The organism is Roseibacillus ishigakijimensis (assembly GCF_016595415.1).
Taxonomy (GTDB): Bacteria; Verrucomicrobiota; Verrucomicrobiia; order Verrucomicrobiales; family Akkermansiaceae; genus Roseibacillus; species Roseibacillus ishigakijimensis.
This window is the reverse complement of record NZ_JAENIO010000004.1, coordinates 159,996-185,205: the sequence shown is the minus strand read 5'-3', so window position 1 is coordinate 185,205 and position 25,210 is coordinate 159,996. Positions and strand designations below refer to the sequence as shown.

The 25,210-nt window shown below is 57.4% G+C and carries 20 protein-coding genes; 12 read left to right on the top strand and 8 right to left on the bottom strand.

Annotated elements, in window-relative coordinates; all coding sequences use genetic code 11:
- A partial coding sequence (locus tag JIN78_RS02950; protein ID WP_200390440.1) for a protein-arginine deiminase family protein occupies window positions 1–3,400 on the top strand: 3,400 nt, incomplete at its 5' end.
- Between the two features lie 12 nt (window positions 3,401–3,412).
- A complete protein-coding gene (locus tag JIN78_RS02945; protein ID WP_200390439.1) occupies window positions 3,413–4,036 on the top strand; it encodes a hypothetical protein in 624 nt (207 codons plus the stop codon).
- A 963-nt stretch (window positions 4,037–4,999) separates the two neighbouring features.
- Here the strand turns inward: JIN78_RS02945 and JIN78_RS02940 are convergent.
- Window positions 5,000–7,675, bottom strand: coding sequence for a CARDB domain-containing protein (locus JIN78_RS02940; protein ID WP_200390438.1), 2,676 nt, complete (start codon window positions 7,673–7,675; stop codon window positions 5,000–5,002).
- A gap of 126 nt (window positions 7,676–7,801) precedes the next feature.
- Here JIN78_RS02940 and JIN78_RS02935 point away from each other — a divergent pair, with 126 nt between their 5' ends.
- Genes JIN78_RS02935 through JIN78_RS02920 form a run of 4 tightly spaced genes read left to right on the top strand, consistent with a single transcriptional unit; the run spans window position 7,802 to window position 9,816 of the window.
- Window positions 7,802–8,149, top strand: coding sequence for an aldo/keto reductase (locus tag JIN78_RS02935; RefSeq protein WP_200390437.1), 348 nt, complete (start codon window positions 7,802–7,804; stop codon window positions 8,147–8,149).
- 28 nt (window positions 8,150–8,177) lie between these two features.
- On the top strand, window positions 8,178–8,333 hold the full coding sequence (locus JIN78_RS02930) for a hypothetical protein (RefSeq protein ID WP_200390436.1): 156 nt from the start codon (window positions 8,178–8,180) through the stop codon (window positions 8,331–8,333).
- Between the two features lie 55 nt (window positions 8,334–8,388).
- Window positions 8,389–9,186: an SGNH/GDSL hydrolase family protein gene (locus JIN78_RS02925; RefSeq protein ID WP_200390435.1), complete on the top strand. Its 798-nt coding sequence runs from the start codon at window positions 8,389–8,391 to the stop codon at window positions 9,184–9,186.
- 9 nt (window positions 9,187–9,195) lie between these two features.
- A complete protein-coding gene (locus JIN78_RS02920; protein ID WP_200390434.1) occupies window positions 9,196–9,816 on the top strand; it encodes a DUF3109 family protein in 621 nt (206 codons plus the stop codon).
- Between the two features lie 8 nt (window positions 9,817–9,824).
- Here the strand turns inward: JIN78_RS02920 and JIN78_RS02915 are convergent, their stop codons facing one another.
- The 5 genes from JIN78_RS02915 to efp all read right to left on the bottom strand — a co-directional run bounded on the left by JIN78_RS02915 (window position 9,825) and on the right by efp (window position 13,159).
- A complete protein-coding gene (locus JIN78_RS02915; RefSeq protein WP_200390433.1) occupies window positions 9,825–10,190 on the bottom strand; it encodes a DUF5615 family PIN-like protein in 366 nt (121 codons plus the stop codon).
- Window positions 10,187–10,411: a DUF433 domain-containing protein gene (locus JIN78_RS02910; protein WP_200390432.1), complete on the bottom strand. Its 225-nt coding sequence runs from the start codon at window positions 10,409–10,411 to the stop codon at window positions 10,187–10,189. Before JIN78_RS02910 ends, JIN78_RS02915 begins: the two co-directional genes overlap by 4 nt.
- Window positions 10,412–10,565: 154 nt before the next feature.
- Window positions 10,566–11,219, bottom strand: a complete 654-nt coding sequence (locus JIN78_RS02905) for an alpha-ketoglutarate-dependent dioxygenase AlkB family protein (protein WP_200390431.1) — start codon at window positions 11,217–11,219, stop codon at window positions 10,566–10,568.
- Window positions 11,220–11,382: 163 nt separating this feature from the next.
- Window positions 11,383–12,438 (bottom strand): bifunctional DNA-binding transcriptional regulator/O6-methylguanine-DNA methyltransferase Ada, encoded by a 1,056-nt coding sequence (ada, locus tag JIN78_RS02900; protein WP_200390430.1) that lies wholly within the window; start codon window positions 12,436–12,438, stop codon window positions 11,383–11,385.
- A 160-nt stretch (window positions 12,439–12,598) separates the two neighbouring features.
- On the bottom strand, window positions 12,599–13,159 hold the full coding sequence (gene efp, locus JIN78_RS02895; protein WP_234037743.1) for an elongation factor P: 561 nt from the start codon (window positions 13,157–13,159) through the stop codon (window positions 12,599–12,601).
- Window positions 13,160–13,503: 344 nt separating this feature from the next.
- Here efp and JIN78_RS02890 point away from each other — a divergent pair, with 344 nt between their 5' ends.
- From JIN78_RS02890 to JIN78_RS02865, 6 genes are all read left to right on the top strand, one after another.
- Window positions 13,504–15,174: a GspE/PulE family protein gene (locus JIN78_RS02890; protein ID WP_200390429.1), complete on the top strand. Its 1,671-nt coding sequence runs from the start codon at window positions 13,504–13,506 to the stop codon at window positions 15,172–15,174.
- Between the two features lie 24 nt (window positions 15,175–15,198).
- Entirely contained in the window at window positions 15,199–16,872 is a 1,674-nt protein-coding gene (locus JIN78_RS02885) for a GspE/PulE family protein (RefSeq protein WP_200390428.1), read from the top strand.
- 72 nt (window positions 16,873–16,944) lie between these two features.
- Window positions 16,945–18,222, top strand: coding sequence for a type II secretion system F family protein (locus JIN78_RS02880; RefSeq protein WP_200390427.1), 1,278 nt, complete (start codon window positions 16,945–16,947; stop codon window positions 18,220–18,222).
- Window positions 18,223–18,246: 24 nt separating this feature from the next.
- Window positions 18,247–18,801 carry a prepilin-type N-terminal cleavage/methylation domain-containing protein gene (locus JIN78_RS02875; protein WP_200390442.1) on the top strand — a complete coding sequence of 185 codons (555 nt, stop codon included), beginning with the start codon at window positions 18,247–18,249 and terminating at the stop codon, window positions 18,799–18,801.
- A 196-nt stretch (window positions 18,802–18,997) separates the two neighbouring features.
- Complete coding sequence (locus tag JIN78_RS02870) at window positions 18,998–22,183, top strand: DUF1553 domain-containing protein (protein ID WP_200390426.1); 3,186 nt, start codon at window positions 18,998–19,000, stop codon at window positions 22,181–22,183.
- Window positions 22,184–22,187: 4 nt separating this feature from the next.
- Entirely contained in the window at window positions 22,188–23,642 is a 1,455-nt protein-coding gene (locus JIN78_RS02865) for a DUF1501 domain-containing protein (RefSeq protein WP_200390425.1), read from the top strand.
- On the opposite strand, the gene JIN78_RS02860 is transcribed toward JIN78_RS02865, so the two are convergent.
- Together JIN78_RS02860 and JIN78_RS02855 are read right to left on the bottom strand one after the other, a co-directional pair.
- Entirely contained in the window at window positions 23,639–24,106 is a 468-nt protein-coding gene (locus tag JIN78_RS02860; protein ID WP_200390424.1) for an FxsA family protein, read from the bottom strand. The two genes, JIN78_RS02865 and JIN78_RS02860, sit on opposite strands and share 4 nt — an antisense overlap.
- A 93-nt stretch (window positions 24,107–24,199) precedes the next feature.
- Window positions 24,200–25,144 (bottom strand): AAA family ATPase, encoded by a 945-nt coding sequence (locus JIN78_RS02855; RefSeq protein ID WP_200390423.1) that lies wholly within the window; start codon window positions 25,142–25,144, stop codon window positions 24,200–24,202.
- Window positions 25,145–25,210 lie beyond the last annotated feature (66 nt).

Below are 25,210 nucleotides of genomic sequence, written 5' to 3'. Positions count from 1 at the left end.
CCTCCGCTTCGAGGGCCTGAGCGGCCTGCCCCCGGGGCCCGACGCCGATCTCGACGGCCTCTCCGACAGCCTGGAGAACTATCTCGGAACCGACCGCAACCAGACCGACACCGATGGCGATGGCATGACGGATGGTTATGAAATTCTGGTAGGAGAAAGTGATGCAACCTCGCCAGATAGCGATGGCGATGGCATTCCAGATGGGGAGGATCCTGATAGTTCCCCCGCAAAGAGTCCGGACTTGGATGCTGATGGTGATGGCGTTAGCAATGGCGAAGATGCCGATCCCCTTGATGCAGTGATCGATTGGCGGCGGGGGGCTGAACCTAATTTCGTAGTTGTTCCTCTCGATATTACGAACCCGGAGGACGTTTCTCTTGCTGATTTCATTCCTCTTCCCTCAGCTCTCTTCTCCCGCAATGTGAATGGAACCAGCGATTCTATGCTATTGGTTGATAGAAAGCTTGATGTCCACACTTTTGAGCATGGGATGATCACTCTAGGAGATGAGGGGACAGATAATCCGGCCGACACATTTCATTCTGATGCAAGGATTCCCTTTGTGCGCGATTCAGTTCTAGGCGTATGGCTTACAAATACTTCTCAGGGGCAAGTTGAGGGCCTTTGGAATCTCGAAGCTCCAGAAGGACAGCAGTATACTCGATATGATATTCATTCTGAATACCCGGGGATTTCACATCCGGACGATATTTTGGATACTCGCTTCGGGGGCCCCACTGGGAGCGAATACTTTGCAGTCTACAGTAAAGGGGGGTCAGGCTTTGAAGGCTCACTGTTTACCGCTCATAATGAAATACACTTGCGTGATACTTCCCATCAGTCGACTGCTTGTCGTATCGAAGAGAATGGCAACATCGTCTCGGAAAATTCCTACTGGCGCTTTGACTGGCAGACGAAGCAATATGGGACGGCTTTCGCGACCGGGAGTGGAGCTGGCGAGGCGCGTTCCGCAACGTTCAAACAAGAAATAGGTGGTGTGGAAAGTGTTTGGAATCTCGCATCTGGCGAGAGCGGTCTCATGGTAGCCAAGAATGGTGGCAACTTTCTGGCTAGCCGCACCCAAGCAGCGGGGAGGGTAACGGGGGTAAGCAAACAAGGCTGGCTTGCAGCTGAAGACAAGATTTGGGCTAATGGGAAATGGCAGAACGTGGTTGATTTCCTTCCTCCCGGTCGACTTTCTGCCGAGGTTCTCGACATGCTCGACAGCGGCTTGGCCGTCGCTCGCTTGGATGGAGGAACTGCTGATGAGGAACTGGCTTTCCTCCTGCCCGTGGACTTAAAGGTCGACACTGATCGAAGCGGTGAAGCCGACGCGGCGGACGAAGCGGGAGAGGATGAATGGACAAATGAACGCGGTGCGATCTACCAAGTAAATTTCGACCGGGACGGGAACAACACCCATGATGGGAAACCAGCGCCTGACGGAGCGTTGTGGTGGCGAAATCAAACTCAGCCAGACTACGAAAACTGGAAGATCGAAAACGAAGACGACGCTAAGGATTTGGCACCCCTCCTGATTGCTCCCGTCGACGGACTCGGGGAAGATGGGAAAGTATTTCTCAAAGTCGCAGAATCCGAGGACTACAAGGCAATCCACTTGTTCCCGAAACGTAAGGCAGGAACGGACGCAATCTGGGGCGGCATTCTCTCTGACGGACGCCCTTGGACCGACGACGACAGCAACGAACTCGATATCGAAATCACAAAATGGGTCAACAAAGACGCCACTAATTTTGAAGAAACTCGGGAGAATAGCGAGGGCGATTTCGAGTTCGGGATCGAAGGCGTCCTTTTGCGGGGAATGCACGTTGTCGGTGGCACCCTCCCATATGCGACCAATAAATTCAGCGGTGAAATCGAATTCACAATTGAATACGAAATCAATGGGCAACGCTCCGAAGGCGATACGGTCAAACTCAAAGTTGCTCCTTGGTTGATGGTCGACCGGTCTTCACAAGCCAAGACGACTTTCGTAAGTCAGGTCGATCAAAACCCAGTTCTGCAAAACTTGCCAAAAGCGAACGTCATCAGCAATGCTCCGAGCCAGTTCACTCAAGACCACGCTGAAATTGGTTACACCCAATATCCCGGAGGTGCCGCCCACGGGCTGACCTTCATTCTTCCTTACGGTTCCGACAAATTGCCCAATTGGGTGCTTACGGAGTTCCTGGGACCCGAAAAGGGCGTGTTTGGAATCGGCGACAGTTTCGGAAACGGCTCAGCTGACTTCGGTGGGAACCTTGAACTTTGCCCGCCACACACCGGTTTCCCTCTCGGTCGGATCGTTTACGGCTCGAACATGGGGATCAACCTCAGAAAATTTCTCGTGGCACAGGAACATCAGCTTCCACTCGGAGCGAGTGCCGACGGAGCCAATCCCGGCGGCATTGACGTGAGTTATCTGTCAGTCGCCCATGTCGATGAGATCATCGCCTTCCGCGAAGATGGAACCGCTCTCGTGGCTGACCCAAAAGCTGGTGCCGACCTACTAAATGGTTTTTCTACAGTGGACGAAAAGCTCAGAGGGGTCCTGTTTTCAGCCGGTTCCTCACGGCCAGTTACAGCCCAGATAGCGCAAGACGCTGGAAGCTTTTCGAACCTGACCGTGGTAACAACGGCATCACACGCAACAAACGGAGCAGCCTGGGAGAAATATGAAGGTGGATACATTAGGATTGCGACTGGGGGTGGAAAAGGCCAAATGGCTCGAATAAAGACTGTCGGCGAGCAGGAGGACGGCACGTATCAAGGAAAAATCACTCTCACGATCGACCTATGTTACCGAACCGGATCAACCTCACTCGGCGGTTCCGCTAGGTTTCGAGATCCACGCCAGAATACCCGATCTGGAAACGAAGGATGGTTTTCCGCGCCCAAGAAAGACGACTACTTCGTGATTATGGAGTCGGACGAAGTGTTGTGGTGGCCGGACGAGCTCGCGCTGGATTTAGGTATTTCGCAGAAAGGACTCCCCGCGCCGATTACAGTAGGAGAGGTCCTCTCGGACTCGAGCTTTCTTGACTACAACAGGGACCTGAAGACGAAGATCGACGCTGCATTGAACGTCATCCCCCAGGAAGTAGCAAAGAAACCCGTTCCCGTGCTGTTCCACGCCCGATCGGCGAACAGTGGAAAATCATTCGTGCCGAATGCCGTAAACAGCCAGCAGATCGACGGAACTACATTTTACCCTGAGCAGTTCGGTCCTCGTGACGGACAGAGTAAAGACGTATTCAAAGAGGCTGTTGAACCCGTTCTCGGAAACGCATCAGCCAAGGATGTATGGTATTTTTTCCATACCTTTCAAGGGGAGGTTCATTGTGGAACCAATATCGGACGAGAACCAGAGGCCGATTGGTGGTCTAAGCTTAAAAATTAAAATATATTTCCCATGAAGATTTTATCGCATCTATGTGTTTGGTCGATTCTGATCTGTATTTGCAGCGCGAGCGACGCTTTAGTTAAAGACGTGATGGATTATGTTCAGGAAGTCGAGTCGGGCGTCACGTCGGAAGCAAACTGGAAAGAGCAGGGCAAAAAGTTTGAGGAATTCATGCTTTCATTAGGGGCGGAGATCGAAGGACAGGGCGAAGAGGTCATCGAAGAACTAGACCCAGCCGAAGCGGGTGATCGAATACGTCTGATTGCCCTCGATTTTTTGAGAAACAAAGAATCGTATGTGGAAATTTATGACGAGTATGTCCGGCATCCAACCGAGGCTGAAATCGAGAAGAAGCGAGAGGATTTTATCGCGAAGCATGGAGGACCTAGTTCAGACGATCCTTTCGGGGGTGTCGGATCAAATGTTGTGAAAGCGGATCCTACCTTCCCTGCACCATCCCAAATCGGAGAAAAACATCTCAAAGAGAATTACCAGTACTGCTTTGAATACTTCTGGTTGGCTCCCCGGAAAGAAGAGACAATGAAGGGTTACCGTGAAACCCTCGCCAATGCTCTTGATCTTCTTAAAGACGCCAATGGGGATCAACCAGATATCCGCGATCTCCTCAAATGAGGGAATTCTCTTCCTCATCCTCCGGGCGTTCATGCGGGGTCGTGCGTCGTAGGCCTGCCGGTGAAATCGGACGACCACCCGGGCGCAAGAGCAAACGACCGCTCCGTCACGCCTCGTGCTAGTGGGTGCCCGAGTGCGGCTGTCGCCGGAATCAAAAACAAGGGCACCCGCACGAGTCGCGCCGTCGCTCGCGCGCCGGTGGTTCGTGGGGCGTTCCGCTGGGCTGCGGCTGGACTCCTCGGCGCTCGTTCCTCGCACGTCGTCGCCAGGTTGCAGCCGCTCCACTTCGTTGTGTCGGAGCCGGGCGTCGGCTGCTCCCGCTGCCGGCAAAGCCGTCAGCCGCAGCCGCAGCCGCAGACCTGCCAGCCCCGCAGGGCGATGGGGTTAGGCCGTGAAAAGTGAATTCTGTGTTCCTTTTAAATATTTAAAATGAGTGATTTACGTGTTTCGGGGTGATTCTTCTCTTGGTTGAGAGGGGAGGGATGGTCTGTTAGCTGGCAAGCCATGGGGCAAAGCCAGTGAGTTGCGGGAGGGAGAGGCTTTGGGGGCGGTTCGCGACGAAGTGGTCATCGACCTCGGTCTGGACGGGGGGAAAGGAGGGGGGCCGTCTCGTCGCCGCTGGCCCGCGGAACGAACTCGCCAAGGTGGGAGAATCCGCCACGGGACGATTCCTCGCTGAGCGGTGAGTCGGTAGGGATGTCACCGCAAATGGCTCGGTAGGGATGTCTCGGCCTTTACACGGCGAGGCCTTCCTACCTTGAGCTCGGGCTAGCTCGAGAACCAACTGGAGCCTGTTGGCGACCGCAATAAAAACCCCGGACCCTGTCAAAACGCTCTCGTGAGGCGCAGCCTACTCAATACTCATTGAGAGATGTGCGAATATTGATAAGTGTATGGAGGCAGGCGAGTTGTTTCTGCGGTCTGGCTTGCTGTCGTTTCGCATGCAACATCGGGCGATGTCGATTAGTGCTCTTCCCCCTGGTGAAAGTACCGTTGCTCTGCCAGATTCTCGTCGACTTTAATCTGGAAGACCAGCGGGACATCGAATGAGCCTTTTTGAAAGTCGCTCTCCTTCCAATCCTGCAAATTCCAGCTGCTCATGACCCGGTATCTGTAGGCGGGGTCCGTTTCACGTAACTCGACGATATGATGGTCCGAGTCGCGCTGGACAATGGCGGCATGAAACCTTCTCTCACGGACGATGATGGGAACGGAGATTCTGTTCCCTGAGCTGGAATCTTGGGGGATGAGGTTGTCGGGGTCCACCTCCCAGCCGATATTGTAGCTCCCTGGAGAAGTTCCTTCAGGGATCTTGATCGCCCTCGCATCGACTTTTCCTGTTTCCGACAAATCGATCTGATCGGGTCCGATGCTTTCCAACAGAACATCATCCGCATCCCCGATGGTGTCATTCAGGCTCAGCACAAGAGCGGTTTCAACTCCTGCTGCACTCGAGCCGCCTTTGTTCACTACGGTGACGATCGTATCAACAGTTTGGCCGGGAATGACCAGGGCTGGACTCGCCGAGGCTCCAGTCGCTACCAGCTTTGCGAAGTAGTCGTCGTCGGCTGGCAAAAGCTGCAAGAGAGGGCCCGAGAGGTAGGTGTTGTTCGTCTCATTGCTTTCCGCCACGGAATCGGTTTCATCCGCGACGAGGACAACCCGATACATCCCCACGGGGGCTCCCTTTCCGGGCATTTTGAAATCAATTTTGCCCGACTCAGTGGCCGCGATGCCAATTCCCCCTAGATTCACGTTGCCCACCGGAATATCGTCCGCGTTGCCCGCCACATTATCCAAGCTGAGGTAAGCGTGGCATATCACGCCGGAGGCTGCAGAGGTGCCTTGGTTCTTGATATCTACCGTCAACGATACGAGCTCCTCGAAGTCCGCCCGAGTGGGCTCGAATGTCGTGGAGATCGGCCGCAAGTCTGGCAGGAGCGGGTTACCATCAGGGCTCACGGTGAGCAGGGGAGAAGTCAGTAAAAGGGAGTTATTCGTCTCGAACAGCTCCTCAACCTGCGAACCAGAATCGAGAATAACTCCTAGGCGGTATTCACCATAGGCCGTGCCGGAGGGAATGGTGAGTGTGGGGGTGAAGTTCGCGCTCTGGCCTGCCGACAGCCCGCCGGATACGGTGCGTGTGCCGAGGAGAATATCGTCGTTATTGGCCAGCACGGTATCTTGCGAGAGATAGAACGTTCCGTTGAAGGACCCGGTGGAAGAATAGCCCGTATTCTCCAAGTTCACCTCCACCGTCAACTCGTCTCCAGGGGCCACCGAGGAGGGGGAAAACTGTAATCCGTTCGCCACGATATCCGGCAACTGCGGAGCGGTCACGGTGAGATCTGTCCCGAAAAGATAGCCACGGTTATTGGTCTCATCGTATTCAGGCACCACTCCGGCATCATCAATGTCGAAGAGATACTGGTAGTCTCCTGGCGGTTGGTTGGGGGGGATTTGTAGAACGGCGGTGAATTCGTAGGTCCCGTTTGCCGGAATCGAAGGGATGAAGGTTGTCCCCAAGGAAATGGGAATACCCGAGAAACCAAAGCGAATGAAGTGCCGGATGGTCGTGATATTCGGGCTGGTGAAAGTTCTTGTGTTACGCACCCGGCCGCTGAAAGTGACGTATTCACCCGCCGGGATCGTCGTGGGACTCATGGAACTTTGGCCATTGTCCGAGCTGTAGTCGGGTCGCTCAATCACATAGCGGACGCCGACACTTTCGTCAGAGGGAGAGAGGAAATAATTGTTCGTATGCCAATTGTATTCGCCCACCCCCATGTCGGAATATTCAGTCACATCGTCGAAAGGATCGAGTCGCACGCCGAGGCGGTATTCCGGCAAGGCCAAATCAGAAGGCAGATTGAAGGTCGCGCTCGCGGTGACATAACCCGGGGTATTCTGCAGGGCTGTCGTCAGGGCAGGAGCCGACCCATAGCCGAGGAAATGGGCTTCATCGGGATTGAGGAACGTATCAGACGGATCCACGAGGTAAAACGCCACCAAGTAGGAGGGAATCGAAACATTATCTCCATCATTCCGAATCCGCGCATTCACGGTAAAGGACTGTCCCGCGTCCCGGACCACGTTACTCCCGGTGACCGTCAGGGCTGCAGTCCCATCGGGAACCATGTCAGGAGTGCTGATCACCGAGATATTGCTGGAGATGACAAAGAAGTTGTTCGTCTCGTTGCTTTCTAGGAAGCGGTCGTCCGAATCCAGAAAGACCCTGAGGGTATAATACCCGTCGGGAATCGAATTCGGGGTAACGAGATATCCGGACACTTCCGTGTTCCCTCCATTGGATGATGGAAAGGATATCGGGCGATCTTGCGTCTGTATGGCAGAGTCATCCCGAATGCGCCATTGCAGGCGGACTGGAGGAGTCGTTCCGGAATTCGGCACGAGCTGGTAGCGGAGCACTCCCTGCACTCCGGGGGTTCCGCCTGTTCCCGTGTTTTGGAAGCTGAACCCGCATGGGTAGCTAAAACCCCTCCGCCAGATATTCGTTTCCAGCGAGGTCGAGCCTGCCAACCCTGTGTAATCGGGGAGCTGCGCAGAAGCTCGTCCAGCACAAATGGCGCACCACAACAGGCAAAGAAGGATTTGGCAGCTGGTGACGTGAGCTTTCATGATGTCATCTCTACCGAAAGGAAGCGTTTCGAAAATTAAAAAACTCCTCGCTTGGGGCTTTTTGAGGGATTGGAAATTTCAGAGATTTCAGCTTGTCGGGTGACGGGGTCAGCAAGTCCATGAAAAGTGAGTTGCGGGTGGGAGAGGCGCTTGGGGGCGGCTCGCGACGAGGTGGTCATCGCCACTAAATTTGGCTTCACTATTGGACCGGAAGGAAGCATTCAAGGCACCAATAGTCGGCCCGAAAACATCTGCAAAGTGATCGAGGAGTCGCTCCGGCGCCGGGGCACCGACCGGATTGACCCTCTTTATCAGCATCGCATCGACCCGGACATTCCCATTGAGGAAGTGGCCGGGACGGTCAAAGAGTGGACCGCGGAGGGGAAAGTTTTGCATTTCGGGCTTTCCGAGGTGGGCTCATCGAGAGCAAGCGGTCACGGCGGTGCAAAACGAGTATTCCTTCTGGAGCCGTGATTCCGAGCTGGTGCTTAGCGCTGAAGAAATGACTACTGTGGAAGAGGGGTTCGCCGCCCTGGAGGTGCAGGGGGCCCGCAGCACGGGAGGGGTGTTGAAGCAGAGTGACCATGGAGCGGTCCTGGGCACCAGTTCGCAAGGAGGCCATGGCTTCTCACCTCTGCCCTCTGAAGTGGAGGAGTAAAAGACAGCTCTCAATTTGGCGGAAAGAATGGAGGAGGGGGTGCGTTCTCATTTCTATGTGGCGCGCCCTCTCTCTTGTTCTGATCACTTCCGGCCTTGTTTCAGGAGGTGAAATCCTCTTCATCGGCAATAGCTTTGTCCATGGGCATGATGCTCGCGTGCAGGAGCATGGCGGGGTTCCGGCGATCTTTGAAACCATTGCGCGAGAGGAGGGGCAAGAGGTGGGGGCGACGATGCGGGCGGTGGGTGGTAAGGATTGGCGATTTCATCTGGAAAGCGAGGAAACGCGCCTTCTGATTGCCAGTAGGCAGTGGGATTGGGTGGTGTTGCAAAATTACAGCACAAAACCGACTCGGGTGGGGGATCGGGAGGCTTTTTTCCGGGAGGGAAAGGAGCTGGCGGCTCTCATCTGGAAGACTTCTCCTCAGGCTGGGATTGTGCTTTATCAAACTTGGGCGCGCAGTCCCGAGCACGGTTTTTATCGGGGGCTGCTGCCGAAATTCCCGTCCTTTGCGGCGATGGATCGGGAGCTGGTGAGCGGTTATCGTGAGTTGGCAGATCGTCTCCGCGCGGAGTTTCCGGGTCGGCGGGTGCGGCGGGCTCCGGTGGGTTCGGCTTTTACGAAGGCATTGTCTTCACTCCCGGCGGAAGCCCTTTACGACCCCGATCACTATCACGCTTCTCCGGCGGGCAGTTATCTGGCGGCTCTCGTGACTTACGGAACGATTTTCGAGAAAGAGGCCGAGAAGCCACCGCGCCGTTTTGACGCGTTCGAGGTCTCCGAGCCTGTGGCGCGTGTTTTACGGGAATCGGCCGCGCAGAGTGTGCTCGCCATGGAGGCCGCCGCCGACTAAATGCGGGGGATGGCGCACACTGCATTTCCCCATCTTGAAGCCGACCTGGCCCAGACCGTGCGCGAGGCGGCCCTGGATGGGGAGAGCTTTCGCACGCCGTTGCGCTTGTGTGAGCTGTCGCGTTGCCGGGCCATGTGTTGTCACGATGGCGTGTTCGTGGGGCCGGAGGAGCAGACGGTGCTGACGGGGGAGTTTCCCGGTGAGCACTTCGAGCAGCGGGGGCGTCGGCTGAAGACCCGCACGGTGGCGGCCGGTGAGGAAGAGCTGGGGGTGGGCTATCCCGGGCATTTTCCCCGCACCCGTTGTGTCTTTTTGGATGAAAAGCATCATTGCCGGTTGCAGAGCCGGGCCATGGCCGAGGGGCGGCACCCCTGGTTTTGGAAGCCCTTTCCCTGTTGGCTGCACCCTCTCGGTTTCCGGCGGCAGCCGGGCTCGGGGCGTCCCTTGCTTTCCCTGCCTACGGCGCAGGATGACCCGGCGGCCGGGGAGGGCTATCCCGGTTTTGCCTCGTGCACCCCCTGCGGAAAGGCGGAGGCTACGGGCCAACCCGCGTGGCAAACCCTGCGTGCGGAATTGGCCTTTCTCAGCGAAATCAGTGGCCGGGATGTTCTCGCGGCATTAGCGGAGTGAGGGCCGGGTCAGCTAACGAGGGGGGGCTGGCAGAGCCAGGTGCGGTCACGAAGTTGAAAGGCTCTTTTGGGAAGGTTTTCCAAGGGGATGTTTTCCAAGAACCAGCGTAATTTGGTCACAATGGCAGACCGGGAGGGTTGCTTGAGGGCGATGACAACGATTCCATAATGGTCCGGTTCTAAGACTGCGAGGGTGTGGAAGAAATCCCTGTCGGTGGTGAGTAGCGCTGCTTGCTTTTGACGGGCGAGGGCGAGAACAGCGGAGTCTGCGGCACCTGGGCCACAGATCTGCTGTGCCCTCAGAGGCTCGAAGCCCAATTCGTGGAGGAGGTCTCCCGCCGCTTTCGGAAAGTTCTCATCGAGTAGAAACCTCATGCCACCTCGTCGTAGGTAGTCGTCTGAAAGTCGGTGATTCTGCTAGCGAAGTCGAGAGCGGCGGAAATTTGCTCCGGGGAAATGGCGTAGTCTTCAGCAACCTCGAGAGGGGAATCGCCACCCGCGAGAGCGCCGAGAATGGTCGAGACGAGTACCCGGGTGCCTTGCAAGACCGGCTTGCCGTGGCAGATGGCAGGGTCGATGGTGATTCCCTCAGGCATGGGGATAAATTAGTTGCTTCGCGTGATTGAACAAGAATTCTTTGCTCGGTGGCTCCATCACCATCAGTCCTCGGGATGTTCTCGCGGCATTAGCGGAGTGAGGGCCTTTGGTCGTCCCAGGGTTTCGGCTGGTGTGGTCCGCTTGCGGTTGTGCTCAGCGAATCCGTCCTGATTCGTCCTCCCCGGCAATGCGGGTTTCGCTAAGGAGCATGTGGCGGAAGGTCAGGTTGACCCGCGGTTCGATAATTTTTTTGCTCTTTGGCAGCTGGTGTTGCCAGCAGGCCTGGGTGATGCCGCGCATGATGAGTAGGCTGCCGGGAGGAAGGGGTAGGCTCACTTTTTCCTTGCTCGCTTTGTGGCGGAAATCGAATCGCCGGGTGGCCCCGAAGCTGACGGAGGCGATGTCCGAGTTTTTCCCCAGCCCCTTCTCGTCGTCGTGGTGCCAGCCCATGCCCTGCGTGCCGTCGGCGTAGAGATTGAGCAGGCAGGAATTGTAAGTTGAACCGCCCAGTCGCTCGACCTCGGTCTTGATTTCCAGCAACTCGGGAGTCCACGGCCGTGCGGTGCGGGTGCGGCCCGAGTAGGTGTAATCGTAGCGCGCGTCCCCATACCAAGCCACCTTGCGCGCGGTGACAATGTGCTTTCCGAAGATGACGGCCTCGTCGTGCTGCCAGGGGATTTCGTCGAGAAGAACGCGCAGGTAGTCTTCCGCTTTTCTGCGGGTAAAAATAGGCCCGTAATAGGTCGTGTCTCCATCGTAGGGGAGAACGGAGCGGGGAAGGTCTGTTTCGGGAAAATCGAGTTCCATAATCAATCGGTAGGGATTCCAGGGAGATTCTTAAATACTGACCGGGCTTGCTTTCTTAGCCCCAAGATGGCTCAAAATTCGTAGAAGACAGGTTCTTTAAAATTCTCTCTCTTTGCGTCTTTTGAGCTTTTCTGCGGCTGAAATGAAAGTTTCTGACAGGTTCTCAACTTCCTTCCCGCTCGATGAGGGTCCGCTTCCGTGTGACGCCCCAGCGGTAGCCGGAGAGGGTTCCGTCGCTGCGCGTCACGCGGTGGCAGGGGATGGCGACCGCGATTTTGTTGGCGGCACAGGCGCTGGCGACGGCCCGCGCTGATTTCGGGCAGCCAATTCGTTCGGCCAGTTCGCGGTAGCCGAGCGTGCGGCCCGGTGGAATTTCCCGCAGGGCGTTCCAGACGCGAATCTGAAATGCGGTGCCGCGCACATCGAGGGGAAGGGTCCAACCTGTGCGGGGCGTTTCGAGGAAGCCGATGACTTCCGACACGAGCTTCTCGTAATCCCGGTCGCCGCCTACCAAGTCTGCCTTGGAAAACTGATCCTGAAGCTCGCGCACGAGTTTTTCCGGTTCGTCGCCGAGGGAGAGGGCGCAGATTCCCTTTTCCGATGATGCCACCAGGACGGCCCCGAGCGAGCACTCGCCGACGGCAAAACGAATCGTTTCTCCCACTCCCCCGTCGCGGTAGCTTTGTGGTTTCATGCCGAGAATTTGCGAGGACTCTTCGTAAAACCGGCTGCCCGAGCCGTAGCCCGCACCGTGGATGGCTTCCGTCACGGAGCCTCCCCGCGCCAGCTTCTGCCGCACCCGTCCGGCCCGGTGCGCCTTGCCGTAGGCTTTCAGTGTGAGCCCGGTGAGTTGGACGAAAACCCGGTGGAAATGGAATTTGCTCATCGCCGCCCCGCAGGCCAGTTCGTCCAGGGCCGGGGCTTCTTCCGCGTCTTCGATAGCGCGGCAGGCGGCGGCCACCTTGCGGGCGTAGTCTTCCGCCAGCGTCCCCCCGTCCGGCTGGCAACGCTTGCAGGGGCGGAATCCGGCTTCCTCGGCGCTTTGGCGCGAATCATGGAAGACGACGTTTTTCCGCAGGGGCTGGCGCGACGGACACGAGGGGCGGCAGTAAACGCCCGTCGTTTTCACCGCGTAGTAAAACTCCCCGTCGGCCTCCGCGTCGTTTCGGCAAACCGCCTCCCAACGCTGGCAGTCGGTTTTGTCAGGGGAGGGGGGCATGAGGTTCGGGCTGGGAAACGGTTTTTTGCGGATCGTTTTCACACCGGGACACTGGCACGGGCCGGAAAGATACGCACTCCGGTTCTTGCGGTTTCATCCGGGCGACAAAAAAAGCTGACCCTCGGGTCAGCTTTTTGAGAAAATGAAATGGTGGATCGGCTCAGGCGCGGCCCACGTAGCTGCCATCTTCGGTATTCACCTTGAGGACATCGCCTTCTTTGACAAAGAGGGGGACCTGGATGGTGATGCCGGTCTCGAGAGTGGCGGGCTTGGTGGGGTTGTTGGCGGTGTCACCCTTGATGCCCTCGGAGGACTCGGTGACGGTGAGCTCGACATTGGTGGGGAGGTCGATGGAGACGGCCTCGCCTTCGAGGAAGAGGATTTCCACTTCCTGGCCTTCTTTCATGAAGTCCTTGGCGTCGCCGACGAGCGACTCGTCGAAGCTGACGGTCTCGTAGGTGGTCAAGTCCATGAAGTGGTAGCCGGAGGGGTCCGAGTAAGAGAACTCGAGTTTCTGGCGGTCGGTCTCCACGATTTCCACCTTGTCGGAGGAGGCGAAGCGGATGGTCTTCTTGTTGCCGTTGTTGAAAGAGCGGATGGTGGCGGCGATGAGGGCATTGCCCTTGCCGGGGGTGCGGTGCTCCAGACCGAGGACGATCCCGCGATCCCCTTCGTATTTGATGCACTGTCCTTTCTTGAGGTTGGTTGCGACGACTGCCATGATGGGGAGCTTTGAAATCGCAAATAGGGCTCGTGGAAAGGGAAAAGTGGAGGGAAGGGGGAGATTTTTGCCTATTTTGGAAAATTCTTCTCAGAAAATGGGGGTGTGAACGTTACTTGCGGGTGTGGTTTTCTGCTCAGCGGAGCGGGTCAAATTCACTTTCCTGCCAGATTTGGCATCTTTCGTCGCTCTTTCGTAGTGGCGATGGCTTTACCTCGAGGAGGATTCTCAACCTTTCTGGCACGGCGCATTGACAAGAGGGGGGCGTTTGGAGCAATTTGTTATTTCATGGAGGCTGGGCCTGTGTCCGCTTCCGTATTTTCCAAGCACACACCACCCTACCCGTGTATTCGAATCAGGATTATCTCAGTCAATTGTTGGTAGAAGCCGGAATGGTTTCTCCCGAAGTCGTGGATGAAATCAAGCGATCGGGCACTTCCGAGATCGTGGATCGGCTCCTTATGGACGGAGCGGTGAACGAGTCGCAAGTGACCTCCGTTATCGCGCAGAATGCCTCCATGGAGGTGGTTGACTTGTCGGAGTATGAAATTCCGCAAGAGGTTGCGGCTCAGATGACTTCGGATGTGGCCAAACGCTTCCAAGCCGTTCCGGTGCACGATGATGGCAATCAATTGATGGTGGCCATCGCCGATGGATTGAATTTCGAGGTTCTCGACAGTTTACCCCACGCGGTGGGTCGGGAGATCAATCCGGTCTTGGCCAATCTCTCCGATATCCGCCGCTTGTTGGTGGACGTTTATCGCGTGGGCGCGGCCGACGAGGATGACATTCCCGAGTTTGAGGTCTTGACCATGGAAGGGGTGGAGGAAGTGAGTGAGGAAGATGCGCCTATCGTGCGCATCGTGACCACCACTCTCATGAATGCCTTCAAGCAAAAGGCATCCGATATTCACATCGAGCCCTTGGAGACCACGCTGCGGGTGCGTTTCCGGGTGGATGGCAAGCTGGTGGAGGTGGAGAACCATCCCAAGAAGCTTCTTCCCGCCGTGGTGGCCCGCCTCAAGGTCATGAGTGGCTCCATGAGCATCGCGGAAAAGCGCTTGCCGCAGGACGGCCGCATCCAGATGCGCATTGCGGGCAAGTCGGTCGACCTCCGGGTTTCCACCGTTCCCTCCAATCACGGCGAAAGCGTGGTGATGCGTATTTTGGACAAATCAGCCCTGACTCTCGGATTGCCCGAGCTCGGCTTCCTTTCCGATGACGAAGCCACTTTCAAGGAGATGTTGGCTCTCCCCGACGGGATTCTGCTCGTCACCGGTCCCACCGGTTCTGGTAAGACCACCACTCTTTACGCCTGTCTCAACGAAATCAACCGTCCCGACAAAAAGATCATCACGGTGGAAGACCCGGTGGAATACCAGCTGGCGGGGATCAACCAGGTGATGGTGAAGACCGATGTGGGCATGACCTTCGCGGCGGCCCTGCGCTCCATGCTTCGTCAGGCTCCCAACATCATCATGGTGGGGGAGATTCGGGATAAGGAGACGGCCACCATTGCCATGAACGCCTCGTTGACTGGTCACTTGGTGTTCTCGACCCTGCACACCAATGATGCCACCAGCACGGTGGCCCGTCTGGCGGATATGGGCATCAAGCGTTTCCTCATTGCTTCGGCGGTGCGGGCCGTGCTCGCCCAGCGTCTGGTGCGGCAACTGTGCCCGAGCTGCAAGGCCCCCGTGCCTTTGACCGAGCGCGAGATGCGCATCCTCAATATCGACCGCGACCGGGCCGCCTCGGACAACATCCTCGGCCCCATCGGTTGTGAGAAGTGTCGCCAAGGTGGCTACAAGGGGCGGAAGGGTATCTTCGAGATTTTCAAGGTGGACGATGAAGTCCGCAACATGATCAACGACGATCTGAGTAGTCCGGAGCTGCGCAAGCGGGCTCGCGAACTCGGTATGCGCACCCTGCGGGAGGATGGCATCCGGAAAGTATTGGGAGGCATGACCTCGGCGGAAGAAGTCATCCGCGTGACGATGGCTGACGAAAACTAAGAACCCTTTTTACGAAAACAGGACATGGATAATCATCAAGTCATCGAACTTTTTCAGAACCGCGGCATGTTGGAGCCCGGTTTGCAGGCCGAGCTCAAAAGTCAATTGGAGACGAGCGGCAAAGATGTCGGCGAGCTTCTTACCGACTACCAGATTCTCAGCGACAAAGACGACATTTGGCCCATCATCGCTCAGGAATTGGGAACGGAGGTGTTTGACCTCAGTTCTTACAATCCACCCCGCCAAGTGGTGGCCATGGTGCCCGCCGGATTGGCTCGCCTGCATGGAGCCCTGCCCCTGCTGGTGGACGAGCGCGGTTTGACCGTGGCTCTCACGGATCCTTTCAATCCTCAGACCATCGAGGATTTGCGGTTCGCGCTGGGGCAGTCGATCAATCAGGTGATCGCTCCCAATGACCAGGTTGAAGCCAAGCTCAACGAGCTCTACGCCGGCAACCAATCCGAAGCGATGCAGGAGGTCCTCGGCCAAATGGCGGAAGAATTCGGGAGCAAGTCGGCCAGCGAAATGGAGGATGAGGCCAATGCCGCTCCCATCATTCGCTATGTGGACCTCGTTCTTCACCAAGCGATTAAGGAGAAAGCCTCCGATATTCATTTTGAGCCCTTCGAGAATGATTTCCAGATTCGCTACCGGGTGGATGGTGCTCTCTACGCCATGGATCCGCCTCCGGCTCACCTGGCTCTTTCCATCATTTCCCGCGTCAAGGTGATGGCCAACCTGAACATCGCCGAGAAGCGGGTGCCGCAGGATGGCCGCATTGTGAAGAAAGTGGGCGATCACCACGTGGACATGCGGGTCTCCTCCCTGCCCACCACGCACGGAGAAAGTGTAGTGCTGCGGGTGCTCGACAGTTCTTCGGTCAATCTCGACCTTGATGCCCTGAGCCTTCCCTCCGAGATCGACAGCTACATTCGCGAGACTATCGAGAAGCCCAACGGCATTTTCGTGGTCACCGGCCCCACTGGGGCGGGTAAGACCACCACTCTCTACGCGGCCCTGCGCGAAATTAACCGGGTCGACACCAAGCTCCTCACTGCCGAGGACCCGGTGGAATACGACGTGGATGGCATCATCCAGATTCCCGTAAACGAGGCCATCGATTTGACCTTTGCCCGCGTCTTGCGCGCCTTCCTTCGTCAGGACCCGGACAAGATTCTCGTCGGGGAGATTCGGGACCTGGAGACTGCACAAATTGCCATTCAGGCCTCTCTGACCGGTCACCTGGTGCTCTCGACCCTGCACACCAATGATGCTGCGGGGGCGGTCACCCGTCTCATCGATATGGGCACCGAGCCCTTCTTGGTGGCAGCTTCGTTGGAAGGGGTTCTTGCCCAACGTCTCGTGCGGCGGATTTGCTCCGAGTGTAAGGCGGATTACGAGCCCAATGAAGCTACTATTGCTCAGCTCGGTCTCTCTGCCAACGAGTTGGGCGACAAGAGGTTCTATACCGGGACGGGCTGCGAGAAGTGTAACCATGGAGGCTATCGCGGCCGCCGTGGTCTCTTCGAGCTGCTCAACATGTCCGACCCCATCAAGGAGTTGGTCACCGAGCGAGCTCCTTCGGTAGTCATTAAGCACAAGGCGATTGAGTTGGGGATGACCACGCTGCGGGAAGACGGACTACGCAACATCTACGATGGCACCACCACCATTGAAGAAGTTCTGAAATACACCTAAAAAAAATTACCCGAATTGGTGGCTTGCACAGGCCCCGATTCTCAAGCTACACACATTACAACCAGAAACGACATGGCAAATTTCCAGTACATTGCGCTCGATGCTTCGGGCCAGCAACACGAAGGAGCTATCGAGGCGGGAACGCGCGAGGAAGCAATTCAGCAGCTGCAGGCGCAGGGTCTCTATCCCACCAAGGTGGGTGAGGCCGGCAAGGGCGGAAAGAAAAAGGGTGGCGGGGCCAAGAAGCCGGCTGCCAAAGGCAAGAAGGGCTCCAAAGGAGGCGTGGGCGGCAAGCTCAAGCCCAAGGTGTTGATGATTTTCACCCGCCAGCTGGCGACCCTGATTGATTCCGGTCTGCCTCTTCTGCGTGGTCTGAATGTTTTGGAAAAACAGGAACCCAATCCCGTGCTCAAGGGCACCATCGCCTCCCTCGCGGATTCGGTGCAGGGTGGTTCCACTTTTTCGGAGAGCCTCTCCCAGCATCCCAAAATTTTCAACAAGCTCTATGTGAACATGGTGAAAGCCGGTGAGCTGGGCGGTGTCCTTGAGATTGTGCTCAACCGTCTCGCGGAGTATCAGGAAAAGGCGCAAAAGCTGAAGAACAAGATTGTTTCCGCCATGGTCTACCCGGTGATCGTGATGTGTATCGCGGTCTTCATCCTGACCTTCCTCATGATTTTCATCGTGCCGAAGTTCAAGGAGATGTTCCAGGACATGAACGTGGAGCTGCCCATGATTTCGAAGATCGTTTTCAATGCTTCCGGCTTCCTGATGGCGACCTCGGTGCCCTTTGTGCCCAATGTGGTCTGGTTGCTTGTGTTGGTGGCTCTTATCTACGTGGGCTTCACCTCGTGGGGCAATACCAAGGGGGGGCGCAAAGCCATCGATAGCTTCAAGCTCAATGCTCCCTTGTTTGGTGACATTCAGCGGAAGAGCGCCATCGCTCGCTTCTCCCGGACGCTCGGCACCCTGGTGACTTCCGGTGTGCCCATTTTGCAGGCGCTCAATATCACCAAAGAGACTTCCGGCAACGTCGTGGTCTCTGGTGCCATCGAGAAGATTTATGACTCGGTGAAAGAGGGTGAGTCCATCGTGAGCCCCATGCAGGGCAGCGATGTCTTCCCCTCCATGGTCATCAGTATGGTGGACGTGGGTGAAGAGACCGGTCAGCTCCCTGAGATGTTGCTCAAAATTGCCGATGTTTACGATGACGAGGTCGATAATGCGGTGACTGCCCTGACCTCGATTCTCGAGCCCATCATGATCGTCTTCCTCGCCGTGGTGGTGGGTGGTATCGTCTTCGCCCTCTTCCTGCCTCTGATGAAGGTGATTCAAACCATGCAGCAGTAATCGCTGCCCAATCCCAAGTAACTTATGAAAGTAATTTCACTCTCCCAAGAACGAACCCGGGCCGGCTTTACGCTGGTCGAGATCCTGGTGGTCATTTCCATCATGGTGGTCCTGATGGCGATGACCTTCGGCATCGGAGGCTGGGCGATGAAAAATGCCAAGGTCCAAAAGGCGAATACCCAGGTCAAACTCTTCGAGAACAAGCTGCAGGAATACGAAGTCGATAACGGCGAGTTTCCTCCCGGCGATGGTTCGGAGCGAAGTTCCATTTCGCTTTACCAGACCCTCTACGAAAACGGCATTCAGAATGGCACCAAGGTCTACATGCCGGAGCTCGATCCCGATAGCTCGGATCAGTTCAAGCGCAAGATCGAGAAAGATGGCACCATCCTCGACCCCTTCAAGTACAAGAACCCCTATTACTATTTGCGGGGAATTGACGAGAACGGGAACGAAGTGGGCAATGCCTTCAATCCTGACTTCGATCTCTGGTCACTGGGACCCAACGGCGTGGGCCGTGGTAAAGGAGGCAACAGTGATGAAGACCTGGATGACGACATCACCAACTGGGATGGTTGAGCATTCCCTGGTCTCTTGAATTTATCGAATCGCCTTCTCTGCCTCGTGCAGGGAGGGCGATTTTTTTAGGCAGAGAGGCCGTTAGAGGCAAAATTGTTGAAAAAGGGCGTAATTGTTGTCTTTTTTCGGCATTTGAGCCCGGGCGTGAAAGACAAGGACCTCATCCCGCGCTATTGTAGGGAAGAGAACCTTTTTCATGCGCGCACTTTTCTTCACCCTTTTTGCTCCCTTCGCCTCGGCGGCGCCTGCCAAGATCGATGTGATCGATTTCAATGATCACGTGCAGCCGATCTTGTCCGAGTATTGTTACCATTGTCACGGCCCGGACAGCTCCACCCGGGCGCCCAAAAGCGAACCCCTGCGATTGGACCGGGAAGAGGATGCTTTTGTCGCGCGGGAAGACTCGGGCCAACCGGTCATTATCAAGGGGGATGCCGGGAATTCCGAATTGATGCGACGGATCCTCACGGAGGACACCTCTGAAATCATGCCTCCGCCCAAGGCGCACAAGGTGATGAAGGAGGAGGAGATTGCCATTCTCAAGCAGTGGATCGATGAGGGCGCTCCTTACGAAGAGCACTGGGCTTTCATTCCCCCCGAGCGGCCGGATTTGCCGGCGCTGACTGGTGCGGCTGGCGAGTGGGTGCGGAATGGAATCGATGCCTTTGTGGCCGAGGCGCACCATGAGCAAGGCTTGTCGGCTAGCCCCCGGGAAGAGGATTCGCGGCTTTTGCGTCGCCTGAGCCTGGATCTAACGGGCTTGCCTCCGACCCCTGAGCAGCTTGCGCGTTGGCAGGGTAATGTGGGCCAGGCGACAGACGAGCTCTTGGGCACTCCCGAGTATGCCGAGCACTTTGGTCGCCATTGGCTCGATGCGGTTCGCTACGGAGATACCCACGGCATTCACATCGACAATTACCGCTCCATCTGGCCCTATCGCGACTGGGTTTTTGAAGCTTTTCGGCAGAACATGCCCTACGACCAGTTCACGCGCGAGCAGGTGGCGGGAGATTTGCTGCCCAATGCGACCTTGGAGCAGAAGGTGGCCTCCGGTTACAACCGGTGCCTGCCCACCACGGGAGAAGGAGGGGCCATCGCGGAAGAGTTCGAGGCCATCTACGCCCAGGATCGGGTTGACACCACCGCGGCGGTCTGGTTGGGCCTGACCACGGGGTGTGCGGCTTGTCACGACCACAAGTTCGACCCCATTTCGCAGAAAGACAATTATGCCCTCACGGCCTTTTTCCGCAACAGCACGATGTCGGCGATGGATCGCAACAGTGCGGAACACCCGCCGAATCTCTTTGTCCCTGCGCTGGACGACCGGGAGAGATGGGCTGAGATCGGCGATCGCATTGCGGCGCAAAAAAAGAAGGTCAAGGAACGGGCGGCGGCTGCGGAAGGCGATTTCGTGGCTTGGGCGGAGAGCCTGCGCGCGGCGGGGCCGGAGAAGGTGGACCGCCCGGCGACCGGGAACCTGGACCAGGGACTGGCCTTCCACCTTCCGCTCAGTGGCGACGCCGGGGAGGTGGCTGGACGCATTGCTGGCCAGGAGCGCAGTTGGACCGCCCCTCACCGGAAATTTTTGGAAGGCCCCCTCGGCCCGGCCACTGTGGCCAATGACGCGGGGATTAGCATTTCCGATGAAATTAAGCTCGATGCCAATGGACAGTTCAGCATGGGGCTCCTGATCTATCATGAAGGCCGGCCCGATGGCCCCGTCATTGCCAAGATGGACGGGCAGGCGGCCTACCGGGGTTGGGATTTCTGGATGGAACAAGGCCGCTTGGGTTCCCATCTCATCGAAAGTTGGTCCGGGAAGGCTCACAAAATCATGCTGAACAAACCGTTGGCGGAAAAGACCTGGCATCATGTGGTCGTGACCTATGACGGCACTCGTCCTTCCCATGAGCGGGTGAGCATTTTCGTCAACGGCAAGCGAGAGGCTGCCAATACGAATCCCAATACCAGTGCCGAGACTTTTGCCACCAGCAAGCCGCTGATGCTGGGCGCTCGCTCGGGGGGCTCCAAGCTTTCTGGCGGCAAGGTCGCCATCCAGGATTTCCGGATTTATGACCGAGTCCTTACCGAAAATGATTTGGCGGAGTTAACCGGATTGCTGAATTTTGTCCCCCTGGAGATCGCGGCCACCACTCCCCTGGCGGAGCTTCCGCAGGCTCAACGCGATTCCTTGAAGCGCTATTTCCTGACCGAAGAAGACGAGCTTTACCAGGCCGCCAACAAGGAACTGCGTGAACTGGAGAATGAAAAGGCGGTCATGAAATCGCGCGGGGGAATTTCTCTCGTGATGGATGATCGTAAGGATCAGGAGGCCTTTGCCCACATTCTGACGCGGGGCGATTACCGCCAGAAAGCGGAGAAATTGGCGCCCGATGTGCCGGACTGGCTGCCGCCGCTGGAGGAGGGAGTGCGCCCGGATCGACTGGCGTTGGCCAACTGGCTGGTTGACCCCGCCAACCCCTTGCCCGCGAGGGTGACGGTCAACCGGGTGTGGTATTACTTTTTCGGGCGTGGTCTGGTGGAAACTACGGAAGACTTTGGGGTGATGGGGGCGCGGCCCACCCATCCCAAGTTGCTGGACTGGCTGGCGGTGGAGTTCGTGGAATCGGGATGGGATTTCCATCATTTGTTGCGGCTCATTGTTTCTTCGGCGACCTATCAGCAATCCGGGCGGATCACGCCGGAGTTGCGGGAAGCGGATCCGGACAATCTCTGGCTCGCCCGCGGGCCCCGCTATCGTCTGGATGCCGAGCAAATCCGCGACCTCGCGCTCTCGGCTTCCGGTCTTCTGGTCAGAAAATTCGGGGGTCCTTCGGTGAAGCCCTACCAGCCCACGGGGGTTTGGTCGGCAGTAGCGATGAATGAATCAAATACCCGCTTCTACAAGCAGGACGAGGGTGAGAACCTCTTCCGGCGCTCGGTTTACACCTTCTGGAAGCGCACCGCTCCTCCCGCTTCGCTGGACCTCTTTGACGCTCCTTCGCGGGAAATGTTCTGTGTCCGTCGCGATCGCACCAATACTCCGCTGCAGGCCCTTGTGCTCATGAATGATCCGCAGTTTGTGGAGGCTGCCCGTCATTTGGCGGAGGATGCCTTGCAGGGAGAGAAAACATTCGCCGAACGCGTCGATGCCCTCTTCCTCGCCCTGGTCGCCCGTCCGGCCAGCGAGCGGGAGCGGGAGATTCTGGCGGAAACGCTCGCCCAAGTGCAGCAGGGCTTCGCTGCAGAGCCTGAACGGGCCCAAGAGCTTCTCTCAGTGGGAGCGACGGATTTTGCCAAAGACATCCCAGCACCCGAGTTGGCGAGCTGGACCGTGCTTGCTTCCCAAGTGCTCAACCTAGACGAAACCATCACCAAGTAAGACCATGAATCCTCTTCTCGAATACAATACCCAAGTCTCGCGTCGCCAGTTCTTCCGGCAAGGAGGCACGGGGTTGGGCATGGCGGCCCTGGCTTCCCTCTTGCCCAGCGAAGCTCTTTCCCTCGGTGGTCGGCAGGAATTTGATTTTCAAGCCATTGCCCCCAAGGCAAAGCGCGCCATTTTCCTTTCCATGGTTGGAGGCCCGGCCCAGATGGAAATGTGGGATCCCAAGCCCCACTTGCGTGATCAGTTTAAGAAAGACCTCACCGGTTACTTGAAATCGCAGGGTCAGCGACTGACGGGGATGACCGCCGGGCAGTCCTCCTTTCCGCTCGCGCCCTCGGCCTTCGACTTCAGCCAACATGGCAAGAGTGGCATGTGGGTGAGCGAGCTGCTGCCTCATACCGCCAAAGTGGTCGATGATATTTGCCTCATCCGCTCCATGCACACGGAGGCGATCAATCACGAGCCCGCCAATCAGCTCTGCTACACGGGCAATCAGGTGGCTGGCAAGGCTTCCCTCGGGTCCTGGTTGAGCTACGGATTGGGTAGTAGTAACGAGAACCTGCCTTCCTTTGTGGTCTTGCACGCGAAGCATAGTAATCCGGCGGCCAACGTGCAGGCCATCTCCAATCGGCTCTGGGGATCGGGGTATCTGCCTGGCAAGTTTGCAGGCGTCGAGCTGCGCTCAGTGGGGGATCCCGTGCTTTATTTGCGGGATGCTCCGGGGATTGATCGGGCTACCCGGCGTCAGATGCTGGACGGGCTCACCGCGCTCAATCAGGAATCCCTGCAGTTGGTGGGTGACCCCAATATCCAGACTCGCATCCAGCAATATGAGATGGCCTTTCGCATGCAGGCTTCCGTGCCCGAATTGACCGATCTGTCCAGCGAGCCGGAATCATCCTTCGACCTTTACGGGGAAGATAGTCGCAAGGCGGGCACCTTCGCGAGCTCGGCTCTGATGGGGCGGCGGCTCTTGGAACGGGGAGTGAAGTTTGTGCAAGTCTTTCACCGTGGGTGGGATCAGCACGGCAGCCTCCCGCAGCACTTGCCCGACCAATGTCGCGACATCGACCAAGGGTGTGCGGCGCTCATCACTGACCTCAAGCGGCGGGGCATGCTGGAGGATACCCTCGTTATCTGGGGTGGTGAATTCGGTCGCACCATTTACTCCCAAGGCAAGTTGACCAACGAAACCTATGGGCGCGACCACCACCCGCGGGCTTTCTCGGTCTGGATGGCCGGGGGTGGCATCAAGGGCGGCCTCACCCACGGCACCACGGATGAATATGGCTACAATATCGTCGAGAATCCGGTGCATATCCGTGACCTCCATGCCACCATCTTGCACCAGTTGGGGCTGAATCACGAGACCATGACCTATAAGTATCAGGGTCTTGACCAGCGGCTCACCGGAGTGGAGCACGCCCATGTGCTGAAAGATATTCTTGCTTAAATATCAATCACTTTGCCCGGGGAGGATTTTTTGGATTCTTCCTCGGGAAGCTCTGGTTGCCGGTCGAAGCCGGAATGGAGGGGATTCCCGCCTACGCTGACGTTCACTTTGTGGGAGAGCTTTTCGGTCAAGATCTGTCGCAAAATGGCCCGGACGGGCGGGAGGAGGAGGAGGAAGCCCACCGTATCGGTGAGGAAGCCGGGGGTGAGGAGCACCGCGCCAGCGATGAGGATGAGCAGGCCGTCCAGAATCTCGCGATGAGGCATGCGGCCTTGGGCGAGGGCTTGCTGAAAGCTAGCGATGGCCTTGCCGCCCTGCGACTTGGTGAGGGCGGCTCCGAGAATGGCGGTGACGATGATGATGGCCAGGGTTTCCGGCAAGCCGATCACTTGGCCCAATTGGATAAAGAGGGCGAGCTCGATGACGGGCACGAGAATGAAGAGAAGGAGGAGACGTCCAAACATGGGAAAAGAGACCGTGGGGCAACTGAGCCTACACCCTGAGAGGGGAGAGCGCCGATGCAAAATGGAAAAATCGCGCGATTTTGCAATGGGGGGTCACACCGGAAGAGGAGTGTCGGCGAGAATTTGCTCCACCACGGCCACGGGGGTGAGGCCGGCGAATTTGGCATCGGGCTCGAGCACGAGGCGGTGGGCGATGACGGGCACGGCGAGGTCCTGGATCATCTCCGGAGTGACGAAGTCTTTCCCTGCCAAGAGGGCCATCGCTTGGGCAGTGTGCATCAGGGCGAGGGAGGCGCGGGGGGAGGCCGGGAGCTTGACTTTCTCCGCCTCCCGGGTGGCGCTGACCACGCTCACGATGTAGTGGCGGACTTCATCGGAGAGGTAGACCTCGCGGGCGAGGCGGCGGATGGCTAGGAGGTCCTCCCGGCTGCAGACGGGACCCAGGTCGTCGAGGGGATGGCGGGTCTGTTGCTCGGCGAGGAGGACGACCTCTTCTTGCACGGAGAGATAGCCCAGATCACACTGCATGGCGAAGCGGTCCATCTGGGCTTCAGGGAGGGGATAGGTGCCCCGGAACTCCACCGGATTCTGGGTGGCGACGACGAAGAAAAGCTGGCCCAAATCGTAGAGGCGGCCCTCAATGGTGGTTTGGCCTTCTGCCATCGCTTCCAGCAGCGCGGATTGGGTGCGGGGAGAAGCGCGGTTGATTTCGTCCGCCAACAGAAGATCGGTGAAGATGGGTCCCTGATGGAAGCGGAACTCGGACTTTGAGGGGTCGAAGATGGAGACGCCCAAGACGTCGGAGGGCAGGAGGTCGGGGGTGAATTGGAGGCGCTTGAATGCCATGCCGTTAATGGTTAGCGCGAGAGCTTTGGCCAAAGTGGTCTTTCCGGTGCCGGGATAGTCCTCCAGCAAGAGATGGCCCCCGCTGACGAGGCAGGCGAGCACCTGGCGGACGACTTTCTCCTGTCCCCGGATGACAGTGGCAATGGCGGATTCGATCTGGTGGAGGGTCGCGGTAGCCTCGGCAGTGGTCATGTGCCAGCGAGCTTGCCGTTGCTGATGGGGGGAGGCAATGCCCTTTTTTTGCAAGACCGTGCGAGG